Origin of the sequence: Prevotella sp. HCN-7019, assembly GCF_037890215.1 — a bacterium.
GTDB lineage: Bacteria > Bacteroidota > Bacteroidia > Bacteroidales > Bacteroidaceae > Prevotella.
The window spans coordinates 25,770-43,638 of sequence record NZ_JBBKBO010000009.1; the positions used below are offsets into that span (position 1 = coordinate 25,770).

Here is a 17,869-nt window from a genome sequence, read left to right on the forward strand (position 1 = left end):
AAATAAGAAAACAACAAATGTAAACAATAAAAATAAAATAACAAAAAATGACTGAAACAATTAAGAAAACTCTGAGAGACTCAGCAGCCGCACGATGGACGGTACTGTTGTTCTTGGCTTTTGCCATGTTCTGTTCATACATTTTCATGGACATTCTCTCGCCTATCAAAGACCTTATGCAGTCAACACGCGGCTGGGACTCAACCGCGTTCGGCACCATGCAAGGTTCAGAAACATTCCTAAACGTATTCGTATTCTTTCTAATCTTCGCAGGAATCATTCTTGACAAGATGGGAGTACGCTTCACTGCAGTACTTTCCGGATTTGTAATGCTTGTAGGTGCGACCATCAACTGGTACGCCGTAACCGAACAATTCATGGGCAGCAATCTCGAGACATGGTTCAACAACAATCTTAACTACATCCCCGGATTCGACGAACTCGGCATTTCTCCTTTTTATGAAGGCATGCCGGCATCAGCAAAATTTGCTGCTATCGGATTCATGATTTTCGGTTGCGGTGTCGAAATGGCAGGAATCACAGTTTCTCGTGGAATCGTAAAATGGTTCAAAGGTCGTGAGATGGCCCTTGCCATGGGTTCTGAAATGGCTCTTGCACGTCTAGGTGTAGCCACATGTATGATATTCTCTCCTGTATTTGCTAAGCTGGGAGGTGACATAGACGTTTCACGTTCAGTTGCCTTTGGAGTGGTTCTGCTGCTCATCGCCCTCATCATGTTTATTGTATACTTCTTTATGGATAAGAAGCTCGACGCACAGACTGGAGAGGCAGAAGAAAAAGACGATCCTTTCAAAATAAGTGATCTTGGAAAAATACTTTCAAGTGGAGGTTTCTGGCTTGTAGCACTGCTCTGCGTACTTTACTATTCAGCCATATTCCCATTCCAAAAGTATGCAGTAAACATGTTGCAGTGCAACCTTACATTCACTAAACTTTCTCCAGATTCGTTTTGGGCCACCAATACAGTAACTATAATACAATATTGCATCATGCTCGTTGTAGCAGCCGCCGCATTTGCAAGCAACTTTGCAAAAAAGAAGTCACTCAGAGCAATATATCTCATAACTGCAGTCATAGCACTTGTCGTATTCTGCTACATGGGCTATATGCGTCAAAGCGCCGAAACAGTATTTGCAGTATTCCCGCTTCTCGCAGTTGGTATCACTCCTATTCTTGGCAACTACGTAGACCATAAGGGAAAGGCTGCAAGTATGCTTGTAATGGGCTCTGTGCTCCTCATCATCTGCCACCTCACATTTGCATTCATTCTTCCGGCATTTAAAGGCAACACCTCCGGTGGTATAATCATAGCATACCTCACAATACTTGTTCTCGGCGCAAGCTTCTCGCTCGTTCCAGCTTCACTTTGGCCGAGTGTCCCCAAACTGGTAGACGCAAAAATCATAGGTAGTGCATATGCACTGATATTCTGGATACAGAACATCGGATTGTGGCTGTTCCCACTCCTCATCGGAAAAGTACTTGACAAAACCAATCCACAACTGGTAGAAGACTTGAAGAATGGAGTAATAACACCCGAACAGGCCGCTGTGTCATACGACTACACAGCACCTCTTGTTATGCTTGCATGCCTTGGTGTAGCAGCTCTCATACTCGGTTTCGTACTCAAAGCAGTAGACAAGAAGAAGGGACTCGGACTTGAAGAACCAAACATCAAAGACTGATTCCAAAGCATCTTGTATAAAAAATAAATACCCAAGATGCTATAGACATAGCATATATCAAACAACAAATACGCCGCTGACAATAAAACTGCCAGCGGTGTATTTTTATTATATCAGTAGACTCACATACTGTGTTAAACTCATATATTCAATTACATCTAATACAAACAAGATATACATCTGATTAAATTTTAAATTAAATAGAATAAAGAATTTAACATTTTACATTCCTATTTAAGGAAAGAAATTATCATGTTTCGAATATCTACAAGCATAAAAATTTAATTACTACACACAAAAAGCCCGTAATACAAGACGATAAAGCCGTTTTCAAGCTACAAAAAACGGAATTTTACTGAACAATATAGCCATTATCATCTTGCAATAAAGCGCATATCACAATGCAAAACGGGCTGTTCGGCAAAATCAACTTATAACCATCAAAATCTCAATTTCTATAAACCGTTGATAATCATACAGAATTATTTTATTTAAAATTTCATCTCAGCTTCCATCAGATGAAGCTTATCCATAAAAAATCAAATATTTATATGGTATAAAAATAACAACAGATACAATTTTAGCTTATTAACATAACAACTAAATCCAATGCGAATGTTAATTCTGCTGGAGATAAAATGTCATCGCATAATAGTATCACTGCCATAAACGAAAAACAGACGTAAGACTTATACAGCCAACCGTCTGTTACTCTACCGCAAATATGCATTATTCATAATAATCAAGTTCGCTATATTTACACAGCAAGACTTGTATTAAGCAAATTCTCATTTGTACAAACAACGCGCAATCTGTATTTGCCACTATAAAATATACGCATCAACTTCTGAGCCTCATGTTCACCAGGAGATATACTAAGGGCAACATGTCCCATCGTACGTCGCAAATTCAGCTCAACACACGGATGCACCTTAAATCCAGTTCCACTGTTGTCAGCCACAACCATCATGTCTACTCCAAAAGGTCCTTTATAATATTCACCAGCCACACAGTCCATGCGTTCTGACACCAAAACGGCAAGACGGTCTATCATCTCAACACTTACATAACGTCCTATCATTCTGCGTTTTTCCTTCTCCGTTGCAAGTATATTACCTGTATATGAACCATTTACGGTACGGAACAAGGATAAGCCACAATACTCGGACCGTCCCCTATCATTAACACAAAACTCCATACCAAAATCCATTACTTTATTATAAAACGGTTCAACCATTATACCCCCTTGGCGAGAAATCACATTACGACACCATCCTGAAAGAGGCATTTCAGCCTGCCCGTTAACATATCTCACTCCCCGTCCACTACTACTCCAAGGTGCCTTGAGGACACTACGACCATTACAAGCAAGTTCGTCATTCATTTCCTCCATCGTAGTACAATAACGACTTTTTCCCACAAATGACTCGTCTGCATCACAAAACCATGGTAGCAATTTTTCAGATGCAAACCTACGGTTGCTCATACTGCGTATACGTTCAATTGTAACAGCGTCTGGAATATATCGCAACAAATCTGGAGCTGCACTTACAAGTTGTCTTTTGAGAACGTCGTCCCATCCCCACGGCTCTATTGAGAAATTGGGTATCTCGTCATAACGAATATTCCGAAGATCTGCAGAAGTAACAAATATCACATCTGACGAGTACTTCCTGACATGTCTCACCGACTCAAGCGCAGCCTCTATATCATCCACTAGTACAAAATCACCATCTTCAGCCCAAAGCGCCGCAATGAATCCAAGATCGCGCCGTAGCTCACGCGCTGCATGAGGTGACGTGAACATTCCATTACCATAGGCCATTACCGTATCGTGTTCGGGATTAAAAATATGTAATCTCATAAATTAATACAATGCTTATAATAATAAAAATGATACCAATACATTATCCAAATCATCCTAACAGACAATCTACATGCAAATAGTGTTTCAGCCTGAAAGTCATCCTGAAAAGACGTGAAATATATATCCTTGTCCGCCCAGCCCACTACATCATGTCGGATACCATTATCAGCTACAAAGTTAATGCATTTTTTTATGGCAGAAAAATACAGCATCGATAATCGACAAATTCCGTGTAAATTTATACATATAACATAAATAAACATCTATAAACCAATTCGTAAAAGTTTATAATAGAGATATTCATTCGAATGTTGAACTGCTATAAACGTCAAAAATAAATAACAAAATAAGAAAACCATTGGAATCTGTTAGAAAAGAAACAATTACCATAATGTCTTACAAGACTAACGGTAATGCGCAAATATTTCAATATGTGCAACTTACAGACATGTATATACAAACTGTCCAATACAGAAAAGACAAATAATAAATAATAAGTAAAATTTGATATAATTTGTAATATTGAGTTTGCAAATTATAGAAATTAATATTACCTTTGCAAAGATAATGCGAACGATACGGGGGATATCAATGTGATGGACAAAAAGCCACATTTTCACACGTCCGTAAACATTGATGTAGCTTCGCCTATTCAAAATACAGACATTATCTGACAATATGAAAAAACAATAAAAACTGCTAAATGGAAGCATTCTTCAAAACACACGCATATCTCATCGAACATACCAACGCTCCAGTACGCCGTTCACTTATGGACGAGATTAACTGGAACGATCGTATGATAGGCATCAAGGGAACGCGTGGTGTTGGAAAGACAACATTCCTGCTACAGTATGCAAAGGAGAACTTTGACACTAAAGACCGTCAGTGTCTGTACGTCAATATGAACAACTTCTATTTCCAAAGTCGTGGAATATCCGATTTTGCAGGAGATTTCTATCGCGGGGGGGGAAGAGTTCTACTGATAGATCAGGTATTCAAACAGCCTGACTGGAGTCATGAACTGCGCAAATGTTATGACAACTATCCCGGATTAAAAATTGTATTCACCGGCTCAAGCGTGATGAGACTGAAGGAAGAGAACCCAGAACTCAACGGCATTGTTAAAAGTTACAATCTACGAGGTTTCTCTTTTAGAGAGTTCATAAATCTAATGACAGGCCTTAACCTGCCGACATACACCCTAGAAGACATTATCAACAATCACGAACAGATTGGAAAATCGATTCTCTCACAAGTAAGTCCGATGAAATTCTTTCCGGACTATATACACCACGGTTTCTATCCATTCTTTCTAGAACACCGCAACTACTCGGAAAATTTGCTCAAAACAATGAACATGATGACCGAAGTTGATATTCTGCTGATCAAACAAATAGAACTGAAATACCTCACAAAGATTAAAAAATTGTTCTATCTGTTGGCTATGGAAGGACCGAAATCGCCAAATATAAGCAATTTGGCAAACGAAATAGAAACAAGTCGTGCAACAGTTATGAACTATATCAAATATCTGGCTGATGCAAGACTAATAAATATAATATATCCTCCGGGAGGCATGTTTCCACAAAAACCGGCAAAAGTTATGATCTACAACACAAACCTCATGCATGCCATATATCCTATAAAAACAGAAATGCAGGATCTGATGGAAACATTCTTTGTAAACTCATTATGGAAAAGCCATAAAGTGAACCAAAGTAGCAAGGAGCAGGTATATCACATAGACGACAACCAGAAATTCAGAGTATGCGACGCATCAAACGACAGCAGAATACGTTATAAGTCGAATATAATCTACGCAAGATATAACACAGAAATTGGAAAAGAAAACCAGATACCATTATGGCTGTTTGGTTTCCTGTACTAATTAAATATACATTAACATTTTATCTATAAAACAAAATGGCTAAAGAGAAAAAGTTTATCACATGTGATGGAAACGAAGCTGCTGCTCACGTGAGCTATATGTTCAGTGAAGTAGCTGCCATCTATCCCATCACTCCGTCGTCACCCATGGCAGAACATGTGGACGAATGGGCCGCAAGAGGCCGTAAGAACCTCTGGGGACAAACAGTAAGCGTACAGGAAATGCAGTCTGAAGGTGGTGCCGCAGGTGCTGTGCACGGATCATTGCAGGCCGGTGCACTCACAACCACATTCACTGCTTCGCAGGGATTGCTGCTCATGATTCCCAATATGTACAAAATTGCCGGTGAAATGTTGCCATGTGTGTTCAATGTTTCCGCACGTACATTGGCTTCACACTCACTGTGTATCTTCGGCGATCATCAGGATGTAATGGCTTGTCGTCAGACAGGATTTGCAATGTTCTGCTCTGGTTCTGTACAAGAAGTTATGGATTTGTCTGCCGTTCCTCATCTGGCAACACTCAAAACAGACATTCCATTCATCAACTTCTTCGACGGTTTCCGTACATCACATGAATATCATAAGATCGAAGTTATTGATCAGGACGAAATCGCAAAACTTGTTGATCCAGAAGACATCAAGCGTTTCCGCGATCGCGCACTTTCTCCAGAACGTCCGGTGACACGTGGTACCGCAGAAAACCCGGAAACATTCTTCACACACCGTGAAGCTTGCAATAAAGCTTACGATAATGTTCCGGAAGTAGTAGAACACTATCTTGGCGAGATAAGCAAGATTACAGGACGTGAATATCACCTCTTCTCTTATTATGGAGACAAAGAGGCCGACCGAGTAATCATTCTCATGGGCTCTGCAACAGAGGCCGCACGCGAAGCAATAGATTATTTGAATAAGAATGGAGAAAAGGTAGGTATGGTGAGCGTTCACCTCTATCGTCCGTTCAGCGTGAAACACCTGCTTGCTGCTGTACCTAAGACAGCTAAAAAGATTGCCGTACTCGATCGTACCAAAGAACCTGGCGCAGAAGGCGAACCACTCTATCTTGATGTAAAGAGCGCATTCTATGATGTTGAAGATCGTCCGGTTATCGTTGGCGGACGCTACGGTCTCGGTTCCAGCGACACAACACCGGCTAAGATAATCTCGGTATTCAATAACTTGAAACTGGATACACCAAAGAATCACTTCACTGTCGGTATCGTTGATGACGTTACATTTACCTCTCTGCCAGAAGTAGAAGAAATACCAATGGGTGGTGACGGAATGTTCGAAGCCAAGTTCTACGGTTTGGGAGCTGATGGTACTGTAGGTGCAAATAAGAACTCTGTGAAAATCATCGGTGATAACACAGATAAACACTGTCAGGCTTACTTCTCTTATGACTCAAAGAAGTCTGGTGGATTCACATGTTCTCACCTGCGTTTCGGTGATACTCCGATACATTCTACATATCTGGTGAACACACCTAACTTTGTAGCTTGCCATGTTCAGGCCTATCTCCACATGTACGATGTTACACGCGGACTCCGCAAGAATGGTACATTCCTTCTGAATACCATCTTTGACGGAGATGAACTCGTAAACTTCATCCCCAATAAAGTAAAGAGATATTTCGCACAGAACAATATCACTGTTTACTACATCAATGCAACCAAGATTGCCCAGGAAATAGGACTTGGCAACAGAACAAACACTATTCTTCAGAGTGCATTCTTCCGCATTACAGAGGTTATTCCAATCGATCTTGCTGTAGAGCAAATGAAGAAATTCATTGTTAAATCATACGGAAAGAAGGGTCAGGATATTGTTGATAAGAACTATGCTGCCGTTGATCGTGGTAACGAATACAAACAGTTGACTGTTGATGCTGCATGGGCAGACCTTGCAGATGATGACGTTAAGGAGAACGATGCTCCAGCATTCATCAAAGAATTGGTACAGCCGATCAATGCACAGGCAGGTGACCTGCTTAAGGTTTCAGATTTTGTCAAACACGACACTGTTGATGGTACATGGGCCACAGGCACAGCAGCATACGAGAAGCGTGGTGTTGAGGCTTTCGTTCCGGCATGGAATCCAGACAACTGTATCCAGTGTAACAAATGTGCATTCGTTTGTCCACATGCAGCAATACGTCCATTCGTACTCACTGACGATGAACTGAAAGGCATTGATATCCCGACAATAACAATGAAAGCACCAAAAGCTATGGCAGGCATGCATTTCGCAATAGAACCATCTGTTCTTGACTGTCTTGGCTGTGGCAACTGTGCTGATGTATGTCCTGGAAATCCGAAACTTGGAAAAGCACTCACAATGGTTCCATTCAATCCAGATGCAGAAGATATGAAGAAAGCAGCTGCCGACTGGAACTATCTCGTAAAGAATGTAACATCTAAGCAGGATTTGGTTGACATCAAGTCTAACGTCAAGAACTCCCAGTTCGCACAACCATTATTCGAGTTCTCCGGTGCTTGCTCAGGATGTGGTGAGACACCTTATGTCAAACTCGTATCCCAGCTCTTTGGAGACCGTGAAATGATAGCCAACGCGACAGGATGTTCTTCTATATATTCAGCATCTATTCCTTCTACACCTTATTGTACAAATGCTAAAGGTCAGGGTCCTGCATTCGACAACTCATTGTTCGAGGATTTCTGTGAATTCGGAATGGGTATGGTACTTGGAAACAAGAAAATGAAAGAGCGCGTCTCTATGTTGTTCAAAGACGTTATCGCTCAGGAAAACGTACCTGCAGAATTCAAAGCTCTTGCAGAAGAATGGATTGAAAAGAAAGAGAATGCAGATGAGACAAAACGTCTTGCAGAACTTATCAAGCCATATATTGCACAAGGTGTTGAAGCTGGTTGCCCGATTTGCAAAGAACTGAAAACACTTGAGCACTATCTCGTAAAACGCAGCCAGTGGATCATTGGTGGTGACGGTGCATCTTATGATATCGGTTACGGCGGCCTCGATCACGTAATTGCAAGCGGTGAAGATGTGAACCTGCTCGTACTTGACACTGAGGTTTATTCTAACACAGGCGGTCAGTCATCCAAGGCAACTCCTCTTGGCGCAATCGCACAATTTGCCGCACAAGGAAAACGTATACGCAAAAAAGATCTTGGTATGATTGCAACATCTTACGGTTATGTATACGTTGCACAAGTTGCAATGGGTGCTGATAATGCACAGTGTATCAAAGCAATACGTGAAGCAGAAGCTTATCCAGGTCCATCACTTGTAATTGCATATGCTCCTTGTATCAACCACGGACTTAAGATCAAAGGTGGTATGGGACGTTCACAGGCAGAAGAAGGCCGTGCTGTTGAATGTGGTTACTGGCATCTCTGGCGTTATAACCCACAGCTTGCAGAAGAAGGAAAGAATCCGTTCTCACTCGATTCTAAAGAACCGGACTGGAGCAAGTTCCGCGACTTCCTTCTTGGAGAGGTTCGCTATCTATCTGTACAAAAAGCATATCCAAATGAGGCAGACGAACTCTTCAGTGAAGCTGAGCGTATGGCGAAACTCCGCTACCAGAGCTATGTTCGCAAGACAAAGGAAGACTGGTCTGAAAAGATCTGATTTCTCCTTTATAACAAAAAAACGTCCGATAAATTATCGGACGTTTTTTGTTATTATCCTGTCATCACCTTTATATATACATTACATATATATCCCTGTAGATATTAAGTGCGGATTGACTGCGATAAAAAACTGATACATCAAATCCGCTTCAACAATGTTGCCTTCAGCTGAAAGTGAAGCCGAAGGAGTATGTTACAGATTTTAAGTATCCTGCACTTTTCCAGTCTGAGTTTTCTGTTCTACCCCCAAACAAGCGAGTATTTGCGCACGACCTTTCCGTCGGGCACGAATATGCGGAAAATGAGAGGTTCGTACAAACGGCTGTATACCAACAACTTGAATCTAGGTCGTATTTTTTCATCATACGAAATACACAGTTCCAGCATGCGATATGCCCCGTTTCATGTTCCGATATGCGCAATATCACACCCTGATACAAGCGTAAACAGAGGCTGAAACGGGCATAACCGGAACGCCAGAACAACCGACCGACACTCCACAACGGGGTATACAGCAAGACCGTAAGGGCGGAACAGTCTTTAGTCCTGCCTGATGTAACATTCCCTCACACCTCTTTCGCGATTTCCGTTTGTCAAAAAAAAGTCAAGAAAAACTGTAAGTACGCCACATGAGTTTTCTTTAAAAACACCGATATGAGGCACTGGCAAAAGCACATGAAACATGCGTTCTTCTTGCGGTGAGGATTTTCGGTTGCGCAGCATAATTTTATTGTTATCCGAACATACACTCCGTAACTGTTCACGTCCTCCCGCTTTATCCGGAATATTTCTTTCATCCAGTGATGTTTCATGAACAGAACCAATCCACACAGCATTTCTACAGTTCATATAAGGACTTATAATCCATACAACAAAAACAAACGACTTTATTTTGTATTATATATAACTTGCACTAACTTTGCAGTATGATTTACCCTAAGACATTTGAAAATAAGATAGGATTTAATGAGATAAGAAATCTCTTACGTGAACGTTGTCTGAGCTCTCTTGGAAAAGAAAAGATTGATGGTTTGAACTTCTCAACTAATGCAACGATAATAAATGAATGGCTGCAACAAGTAAAAGAATTCCGTCGCCTGCAGGAGGAAGCAGATGACTTTCCAATGCAATACTTCTTTGACGTTAGAGAATCTGTTGCCCGTTTACGCCTTGAAGGAACCCACCTCAACGAAGATGAGCTATTTGACCTCAGACGTTCGTTGGAAACAATATGTAATATTGTAAACTATCTCAACCGTACTGATGATAACAGCACAGATGAAGAGAAAACATATCCATATCCTGCGCTACACAGACTCACAACTGATGTAATAACATTTCCACAACTAATACGACGCATAGATAATATACTTGATAAATTTGGCAAGATAAAAGACAGTGCATCTACAGAATTACAAAATATACGTCGGGAGCTCTCACGAACAGAAGGTGGAATATCAAAAACATTAAATAGTATACTCCGTACCGCACAAAGTGATGGCCTTGTCGAGAAAGACGTAACACCAACATTACGTGACGGAAGGCTTGTAATACCTGTAACACAAGGACTAAAACGTAAAATAAAAGGTATTATCCATGACGAATCAGCATCTGGTAAAACGGTCTATATAGAGCCTGCAGAAGTTGTTGAGGCAAACAATCGTATAAGAGAGCTGGAATCTGAAGAACGCCGTGAGATAATACGCATACTCACGGATTTTGCAAAAGATGTACGGCCACACGTAAGACCAATACTTGATTCATACAAATTTCTTGCAACAATTGATATGATTCGTGCAAAAGCTGAATTTGCACGAATCATAAACGGATTCGAACCAACCGTTAAAGCCGAGCCACAAATCGACTGGATACAAGCCGTACATCCATTATTAAAAATGTCGCTTGAGAAACAAGAAAAACAAGTTGTTCCATTAGACATTACAATAACAAACGATAAACGAATTATAATAATATCCGGACCAAATGCCGGAGGTAAATCTGTATGCCTAAAAACAGCAGGTCTACTGCAATATATGCTACAATGTGGACTTTCCATTCCTGTTGGCGAACGCTCACACACAGGAATATTCAAAAACATTCTGATAGATATTGGTGACGAACAAAGCATAGAAGACGATTTAAGTACATATTCTAGCCATCTGACAAATATGAAGAACATGATGAGGTTTGCAGATGACAAAACCTTAATTCTAATCGATGAATTCGGTACCGGTACAGAACCACAAATTGGAGGCGCCATTGCAGAAGCTGTGCTTAAACAATTCTGCAATAAAAAAGCATATGGAATAATAACAACACATTATCAGAATCTAAAACATTTCGCAAAAGAGCATGAAGGCGTAGTGAATGGTGCTATGCTTTACGACAGACAACAAATGAAACCGCTCTTCCAATTGTCGATAGGCAATCCCGGCAGTTCTTTTGCAATAGAAATAGCTAGAAAAATCGGCCTTCCCGAAGAAGTTATACATGATGCAAGTGAAATTGTTGGAAGTGATTACATTCAAAGCGACAAGTATCTGCAGGATATAGTGCGTGACAAACGATACTGGGAAAATAAACGTCAGACAATACATCAGCGTGAGAAAGAACTTGACAAATTGACAGAACGTTATGAAACAGACATAACAGAAATTGAGAAAAGCCGAAAGCAAATATTGAAAAAAGCTAAAGAAGAAGCAGAAGAATTACTCAGACAAAGCAATAAAAACATAGAAAATACAATACGTGAGATAAAAGAGTGTCAAGCAGAAAAAGAAGAAACACGACGCATCAGAGAAGAACTAAATTCATTTAAAAAGGAGATAAGTTCTATTGACATACAGAAAAATGATGAATTAATTGCAAAAAAAATAAAACAAATACAAGAAAGAAAAGAACGTCATAAAAAGCATAAGCTGGAGAAAAACGATAAAGAAGCACAAGCAGCAAAGAAATTGCGTGATGCTATAAAACGTAAAGATGTTGACGAAGAAAGTAGTAAAATATTCAAAAATGGTGATACTGTAAGAATAAAAGGGTTTACTTCTATCGGAACAATTGAATCAACAGACAACAAAACCGCAACAATAATATTCGGGGACATGCGTACTAAAATGCCGGTCGACAGAATTGAACACACGTCCAAACCAGAAAATAAAAATAATAAGACAATACTTACAATCAGCAAAGAAACAAGAGATACTATAGATAATAGAAAACTGAACTTCCATCAGGATCTCGATGTCAGAGGTATGCGTGGTGACGAAGCATTAAATGCCGTGACCTATTTCATTGATGATGCCATACTTGTTGGTATGTCACGTGTCAGAATATTACATGGAAAAGGCAACGGTATCCTACGACAACTAATACGCCAATATCTTGCAACAGTACCTAACGTGTCAAGCTATCACGATGAGCACGTCCAATTTGGAGGGGCTGGTATAACCGTTGTGGATATAATGTAATTCTGTATATTTTCATTCAAGAACAAACACCGGTGATGTCAGTGTGCTCTTTTGCGGCAAATAATTAAACCCTTCATATGTAAATCCACGTAGAGCACCTACATCACAAATACGGTTCTTGATGACAAAACCAGTCATCTCTCCACGACACATCTTTGAATATATCACTACAGTTTTAAGCTTTCCACATTTACAGACAAGAAACTCCGGTCGAACAACTGTTATCTCACGTTTCACTTTACGCCAGTCAAAAAGTTTATGCATTTCATTACTTGCAAGATCAAGTAATACACCGTCATCATTCTTAACAGATTCTATAAACATGTCTGTTAATATTGGTTTCCAATAATCAAACATTGAACATCCGTTATTCGACAAAACAATATCTCCTTCCAAACGATAACATTTTATCATATCAAGAGGTCTGAGCAATCCGTAAAGAAAAGATGTTATCCATAAATGACTTCCTGCATACTTAAAATCATCCAGCGTAAAATTCTCTGTGTGTATATGTTTATAAACCACCCCATTATATGCCAAAATAGCCTGCAACTCATTACATGGTTCAGCAAAACGCATATAACGAAGTCTGTTTTCAGATGCAATTCCAGCATTACATTTCAACATCTCTCTCAGTTCATCTTCCCCATAAGCGGTCATCTGCATTGCATTTGCAAACGCCTCATCATGGAAAAGCGGTAATGTCTTTTCTCTCAGTATATAACTGCATTCCAGCCTCATCTCTTTAGCCGAACCGATCATTATCTGCATATTTGTCAAATATTAAATTACACTCAGAGTATCATCTTCCTGTTTATGTACATCATTAACCACCTTTTTCTTATGCACCAATGTCGTGTCTTTACCCAAAGATATTCGTTTTTCATTCTGCCTGATCGTATCCGTTGCAGTACTGTCTACAACTGCTTTGAAGACACTATGATCACTTTGCTCAAGAAATCTAAGATAAGAACGATATATACTGCTCGAATAAGCCTTGAATATGTTATTTGCAAACAAAATATCTGTTATATTGTTTGCTGCCACATATTTCTTCATATTCTTCGTAAAATATCTTGAATCTATGACATGTATCTCCTCAAACGAGAAAAAGAGAAATCCCGGTAAAGCGTTTCCGAAACTATCCTTCAATATAATAAGTCTGCGACCATTATGAACAGAAGTCCGTACCACAGTTATTTTGGTATCTCCACCCATAAAGGTACAGTAAGCACCACCATTTCCATCACGATATCGAAAGAAGAATCTACTCTTGAACGGTTTACCCTCTCCTATCACACGATAGTTCTTGTCAATGGTATAGTTTATATATGTCGTTGTATATTTCACACCCTTTGGTTCATAATACACAAAGTCTTCTGGAGCATTCTTTATTGATATATCCTTTGAATATCCGTACATGCTTCCAACATATCCACGAACAACCTTACGGTCATAATGTGACAAATCTTTGAAAGGCACTCCGGCAATCTGTGCAAAGCGACCAGCTGCATAATATGCTCCAAGTGGTGCCCAATGATGGTCTGTACGAAGAAATATATCTTCTGAAACGTGCTTTCCCAAAACATTATATATATCCACAGGTTTCACACCATCAGTCAGATGGGCAAAAATATTGTTTATAACCGGCCGCTGGGCTGTCGTCACTTTTCTTGCGCGCGGTGGACAATAATATTCCACAGCCGTAGGTATAACCATACAATATACATTCACCTTGTCACCGAACACCTCCTTATATTTATTCGCAGCATTGGCATAACCTACGCCACCCTTTGCCGTACCTCCGAAAGCCATAAGTGCCCTTGTCTTATCACCCGTGCCAACAATTATTATTCCAGCATTAGCAATCTTGGCATTCTCATTGTCAGTCGTCCCGTTTACAAACTCCTCCTCTTCAGGTGTAGCTGTCATATCCGAGCCTATAGTCTTAAGTTCTACGGTGGAAGCCGGTTCTGATGCATGAAACTTTATATTATCATCTGAAATAACAAGAGACTGAGCATCTTTAACCTGCATGCTTGCCATCATGAAAACGTCTCTGAACGGTTCGCTGTCACTGAACCAAGAAGACACAGCCTTGGTATAGGCACCACTTTTGAGTTTTTCCATGGAAAATTCCGGAAAAACAGCCAGTTCACGCTTTTCAAGTTCCGAATACCTGCTCCGCGGAAAAGTCGCAAAAACAACTGTAAGCGATCCAAACACCAATGCTATGACAAATATATAAATCTTTGAGAATTTCATATACCAATATTTATAATAACATCTGAAGTCTCAACTATAAACCCACATTTTAACACTATATATAATATATAATCACTCAGATCACATTATTCTTAAATACGCATTACTTGTCGACTCTAAGCTTGCATGAAAAATATTGTTGGCGAACAACATATCACTTATGTTGTTTCTGCGGGCATATTCCACCACACTTTTGCTGAAATAACGAAAGTCAAGAATATGTATTTCCTCAAAAGAATAGAACAGATAACCAGGCAAAGCATTACCATAGCTGTCTTTCATTATCAGCAAACGGCGCCCATTCTTTGTCGATGTTCTTACCTTCACCGTGCGCGAATCACCTCCCATGAAAGTACAATAAGCACTGGGACTGCCATCATTATAGTGCAGAAAAAAAACATCATCTACAGGCAAACTTTCACCTGTCACCCGACGATTACGACCTAACTTATATTTGATATAAGTCGCTTTATAATCTACATCACGCGGAACATAATACGTAAAATCTTCCGGCGCATTCTTCACGGCCATATCTTTTGAGAATGTATACATTGTTCCTACATAATTTCTCACTACCACACTGTCATAAGAAGACAAATCACGGAACGGCAGACCGGCTTTATCTGCAAAGCAGCCTGCAGCATAATATGCTCCAAGAGGAGCCCAATGATGATCAGTGCGCGAATATATGTTCTCCGATTTATGAGTAGCCAACACATCATATATGTCAACTCTGGTTACAGAGTCCGATAAGTGTGAAAAGATTGCGTCTATAGCACTCTTCTCGTCGTGCGTCCAACTGCGTATGCTATCAGGACAATAATACTCCACTGCTGTAGGAATGACCATACAATATACGTTCACACTACTTCCAAAAGCCTTTTTGTATCTGTTTATCGCATCGGCATATTTCTCTCCGTTGTCGTGTCCACCTCCATAAGGCTCGAATGCCCGCACATCCTTTCCGCTCCCCAAAACAATAATACCAGAACGCGTCTTGCGGGCCAGTGAAGAGGATGAAGCAGAAGACTTGGCCCTTGTGGATACGTCATTGACATCCGAATCATAAGCGATATGTGCTCCTGCGAATGCTGGTGTCACAACAGTCAGCATCATTATATATATTTCTGCAAAAATACGTCTCATATATTCATTATTTCATTAACCTATTTTCAGAACCTTGTATAAATAAATGCATTATTAGTTGCTCCCACCAGCAGGGCTACACTTAGCATAAGCATCACCAGCGAGATGCAGACGCGCACACATAGCACCGCACCACCATGCAAAACTGAGCTTCGTCCGAGCATGCTTGCAAGCAAAGCTGAGGCCGTGCCGCGTAACGGCATGCAGAATATTATTGCCATAACCCACAGCCAGAAATTATCAGTAATAGCTGCCTGAGATACAAAATCTGTCAATGCAGCAGATTGACCGATAAATGCATTGAAAAATATCAGCATGGAGTCAAAATTGTCGAAATAGAATATACCCCAGCCGATAATTACAAGCAACAAACTGTAAACATGCAGAACAACACGGGGAATCCTGTCATGAACACGCAGCAATGTATATTTCTCCAACATAACTATCACGCCGAAATACAATCCCCATAATATGAAATTCCAGCTTGCCCCATGCCACATACCAGTGAGAAACCACACGACAAGAATATTTAAGGCCTGATGACGACGATTACCACCCATCGGGATATATACATAATCACGGAAAAAACTACCAAGTGATATGTGCCACCTTCGCCAGAAATCGGTTATAGAAGTACAGCAATAAGGATGGCGGAAGTTTTCATTGAAATGGAATCCAAGACAGCGTCCCATTCCGATTGCCATATCGGAATATCCAGAGAAATCGAAATAAATCTGAAGAGTGAATGCGATTATTCCAACCCATGCACCGGCAGTTGAAAGCGAATCAAGACCGTCAACAAGAAACTGTCCTGAAATCTCCGACAATTGGTTCGCAATAATCACCTTCTTGCCAAGTCCTATCAGAAAACGGTATGTTCCATCGGCAATATCGCGTGAGGTCACATGACGATCATGTATTTCCTCTGCGACGGTCTGGTAACGCACAATTGGTCCGGCAATGAGTTGGGGGAACATCGATATATAAAGCAATAGATCTGAGAAGCGACGCTGTGCCGGCGACACTCTGCGATATACATCCATCAGATATGAGATGGACTGGAAAGTATAGAAACTGATACCGATAGGCAATGCTATACGCGGAACAGGCACATTGATTCCACAATCATTAAGTGTCTGTGCAAAAAAAACCAGATACTTGAACGTACATATCACCAATATATTGAAAATCAATCCTCCAACAAGCGCTGCACGTCTATGATTCCGGCTCTTGCCTATAATCAAACCAAAACGGAAATTAAAAAACACGCTGACAAGCATGAGAAACACATATAACGGTTCGCCCCAGGCATAGAATATCAGCGAAAAACATACAAGCACGAAATTCTTGGCTTTATTCTGTCCTTTCCCGAAAACTCCAACCGAGTTGCGGTCAGCCAATGCCGCTGCCATATACAGCAGCATGAAAGCCGGAATAAAGACAAAAAGAAAAAACAGATCAGAAAAAACCATTCCTCTTTATTACAGGTAAATCCTTAACATTAAACTTAAAACAATATCATTCACAATGAGTTTGCAAAGTTACACTAATATTATGAAATAAATTCATAATAACACAAAAATAAAACGTATACTATAACACCCGATTCCGCATATATAAACATAAAAAATGAATATACTGAGTGATTAGTGACTTCTTACGAATAGAGTATATATCTCACAATATTGATTATTTCACAAACACACAGTTTCAACCGAGTCACACACAATCCGTTGGACTAACAGTCCTTTTATACAAAAACAGATCACAGGCAATTTTCTCCCCCAAAAACAACAAGCTCAGCACATTCATGATGCCTGTTTTGCATCACCGGACGTCATCTGCAACAGTTTGAAAAGACAGTCACACATTGGCAGAAAAGTTTTATCGCGCAACTAACATTCCATG

At 40.2% G+C, this 17,869-nt stretch carries 10 protein-coding genes; 4 read left to right on the forward strand and 6 right to left on the reverse strand.

Features of this window, described 5'->3' with window-relative positions:
* Positions 1-47 precede the first annotated feature (47 nt).
* Positions 48-1,706 (forward strand): MFS transporter, encoded by a 1,659-nt coding sequence (locus WKT13_RS10985; protein ID WP_298617413.1) that lies wholly within the window; start codon positions 48-50, stop codon positions 1,704-1,706.
* Between the two features lie 757 nt (positions 1,707-2,463).
* Here the strand turns inward: WKT13_RS10985 and WKT13_RS10990 are convergent.
* Entirely contained in the window at positions 2,464-3,570 is a 1,107-nt protein-coding gene (locus tag WKT13_RS10990) for a hypothetical protein (RefSeq protein WP_340323911.1), read from the reverse strand.
* A 706-nt stretch (positions 3,571-4,276) separates the two neighbouring features.
* On the opposite strand from WKT13_RS10990, the gene WKT13_RS10995 reads away from it, so the two are divergent.
* Together WKT13_RS10995 and nifJ are read left to right on the forward strand one after the other, a co-directional pair.
* The gene (locus WKT13_RS10995; RefSeq protein ID WP_340323912.1) at positions 4,277-5,464 is read left to right on the forward strand and encodes an ATP-binding protein; all 1,188 of its coding nucleotides are present in this window, start codon (positions 4,277-4,279) and stop codon (positions 5,462-5,464) included.
* Between the two features lie 35 nt (positions 5,465-5,499).
* Positions 5,500-9,078, forward strand: a complete 3,579-nt coding sequence (nifJ, locus tag WKT13_RS11000) for a pyruvate:ferredoxin (flavodoxin) oxidoreductase (protein WP_340323913.1) — start codon at positions 5,500-5,502, stop codon at positions 9,076-9,078.
* Positions 9,079-9,620: 542 nt separating this feature from the next.
* Here the strand turns inward: nifJ and WKT13_RS11005 are convergent.
* Positions 9,621-9,929, reverse strand: coding sequence for a hypothetical protein (locus WKT13_RS11005; protein WP_340323914.1), 309 nt, complete (start codon positions 9,927-9,929; stop codon positions 9,621-9,623).
* Positions 9,930-10,006: 77 nt separating this feature from the next.
* On the opposite strand from WKT13_RS11005, the gene WKT13_RS11010 reads away from it, so the two are divergent.
* On the forward strand, positions 10,007-12,550 hold the full coding sequence (locus tag WKT13_RS11010) for an endonuclease MutS2 (RefSeq protein ID WP_340323915.1): 2,544 nt from the start codon (positions 10,007-10,009) through the stop codon (positions 12,548-12,550).
* 12 nt (positions 12,551-12,562) lie between these two features.
* Here the strand turns inward: WKT13_RS11010 and WKT13_RS11015 are convergent, their stop codons facing one another.
* The 4 genes from WKT13_RS11015 to WKT13_RS11030 all read right to left on the reverse strand — a co-directional run bounded on the left by WKT13_RS11015 (position 12,563) and on the right by WKT13_RS11030 (position 17,373).
* On the reverse strand, positions 12,563-13,321 hold the full coding sequence (locus tag WKT13_RS11015; protein ID WP_298617424.1) for a YaaA family protein: 759 nt from the start codon (positions 13,319-13,321) through the stop codon (positions 12,563-12,565).
* A 12-nt stretch (positions 13,322-13,333) separates the two neighbouring features.
* Positions 13,334-14,815, reverse strand: a complete 1,482-nt coding sequence (locus WKT13_RS11020; protein WP_340323916.1) for a DHHW family protein — start codon at positions 14,813-14,815, stop codon at positions 13,334-13,336.
* An 81-nt stretch (positions 14,816-14,896) separates the two neighbouring features.
* The gene (locus WKT13_RS11025) at positions 14,897-15,961 is read right to left on the reverse strand and encodes a DHHW family protein (RefSeq protein ID WP_340323917.1); all 1,065 of its coding nucleotides are present in this window, start codon (positions 15,959-15,961) and stop codon (positions 14,897-14,899) included.
* A gap of 26 nt (positions 15,962-15,987) precedes the next feature.
* Positions 15,988-17,373, reverse strand: a complete 1,386-nt coding sequence (locus tag WKT13_RS11030) for an MBOAT family O-acyltransferase (protein ID WP_340323918.1) — start codon at positions 17,371-17,373, stop codon at positions 15,988-15,990.
* Positions 17,374-17,869 lie beyond the last annotated feature (496 nt).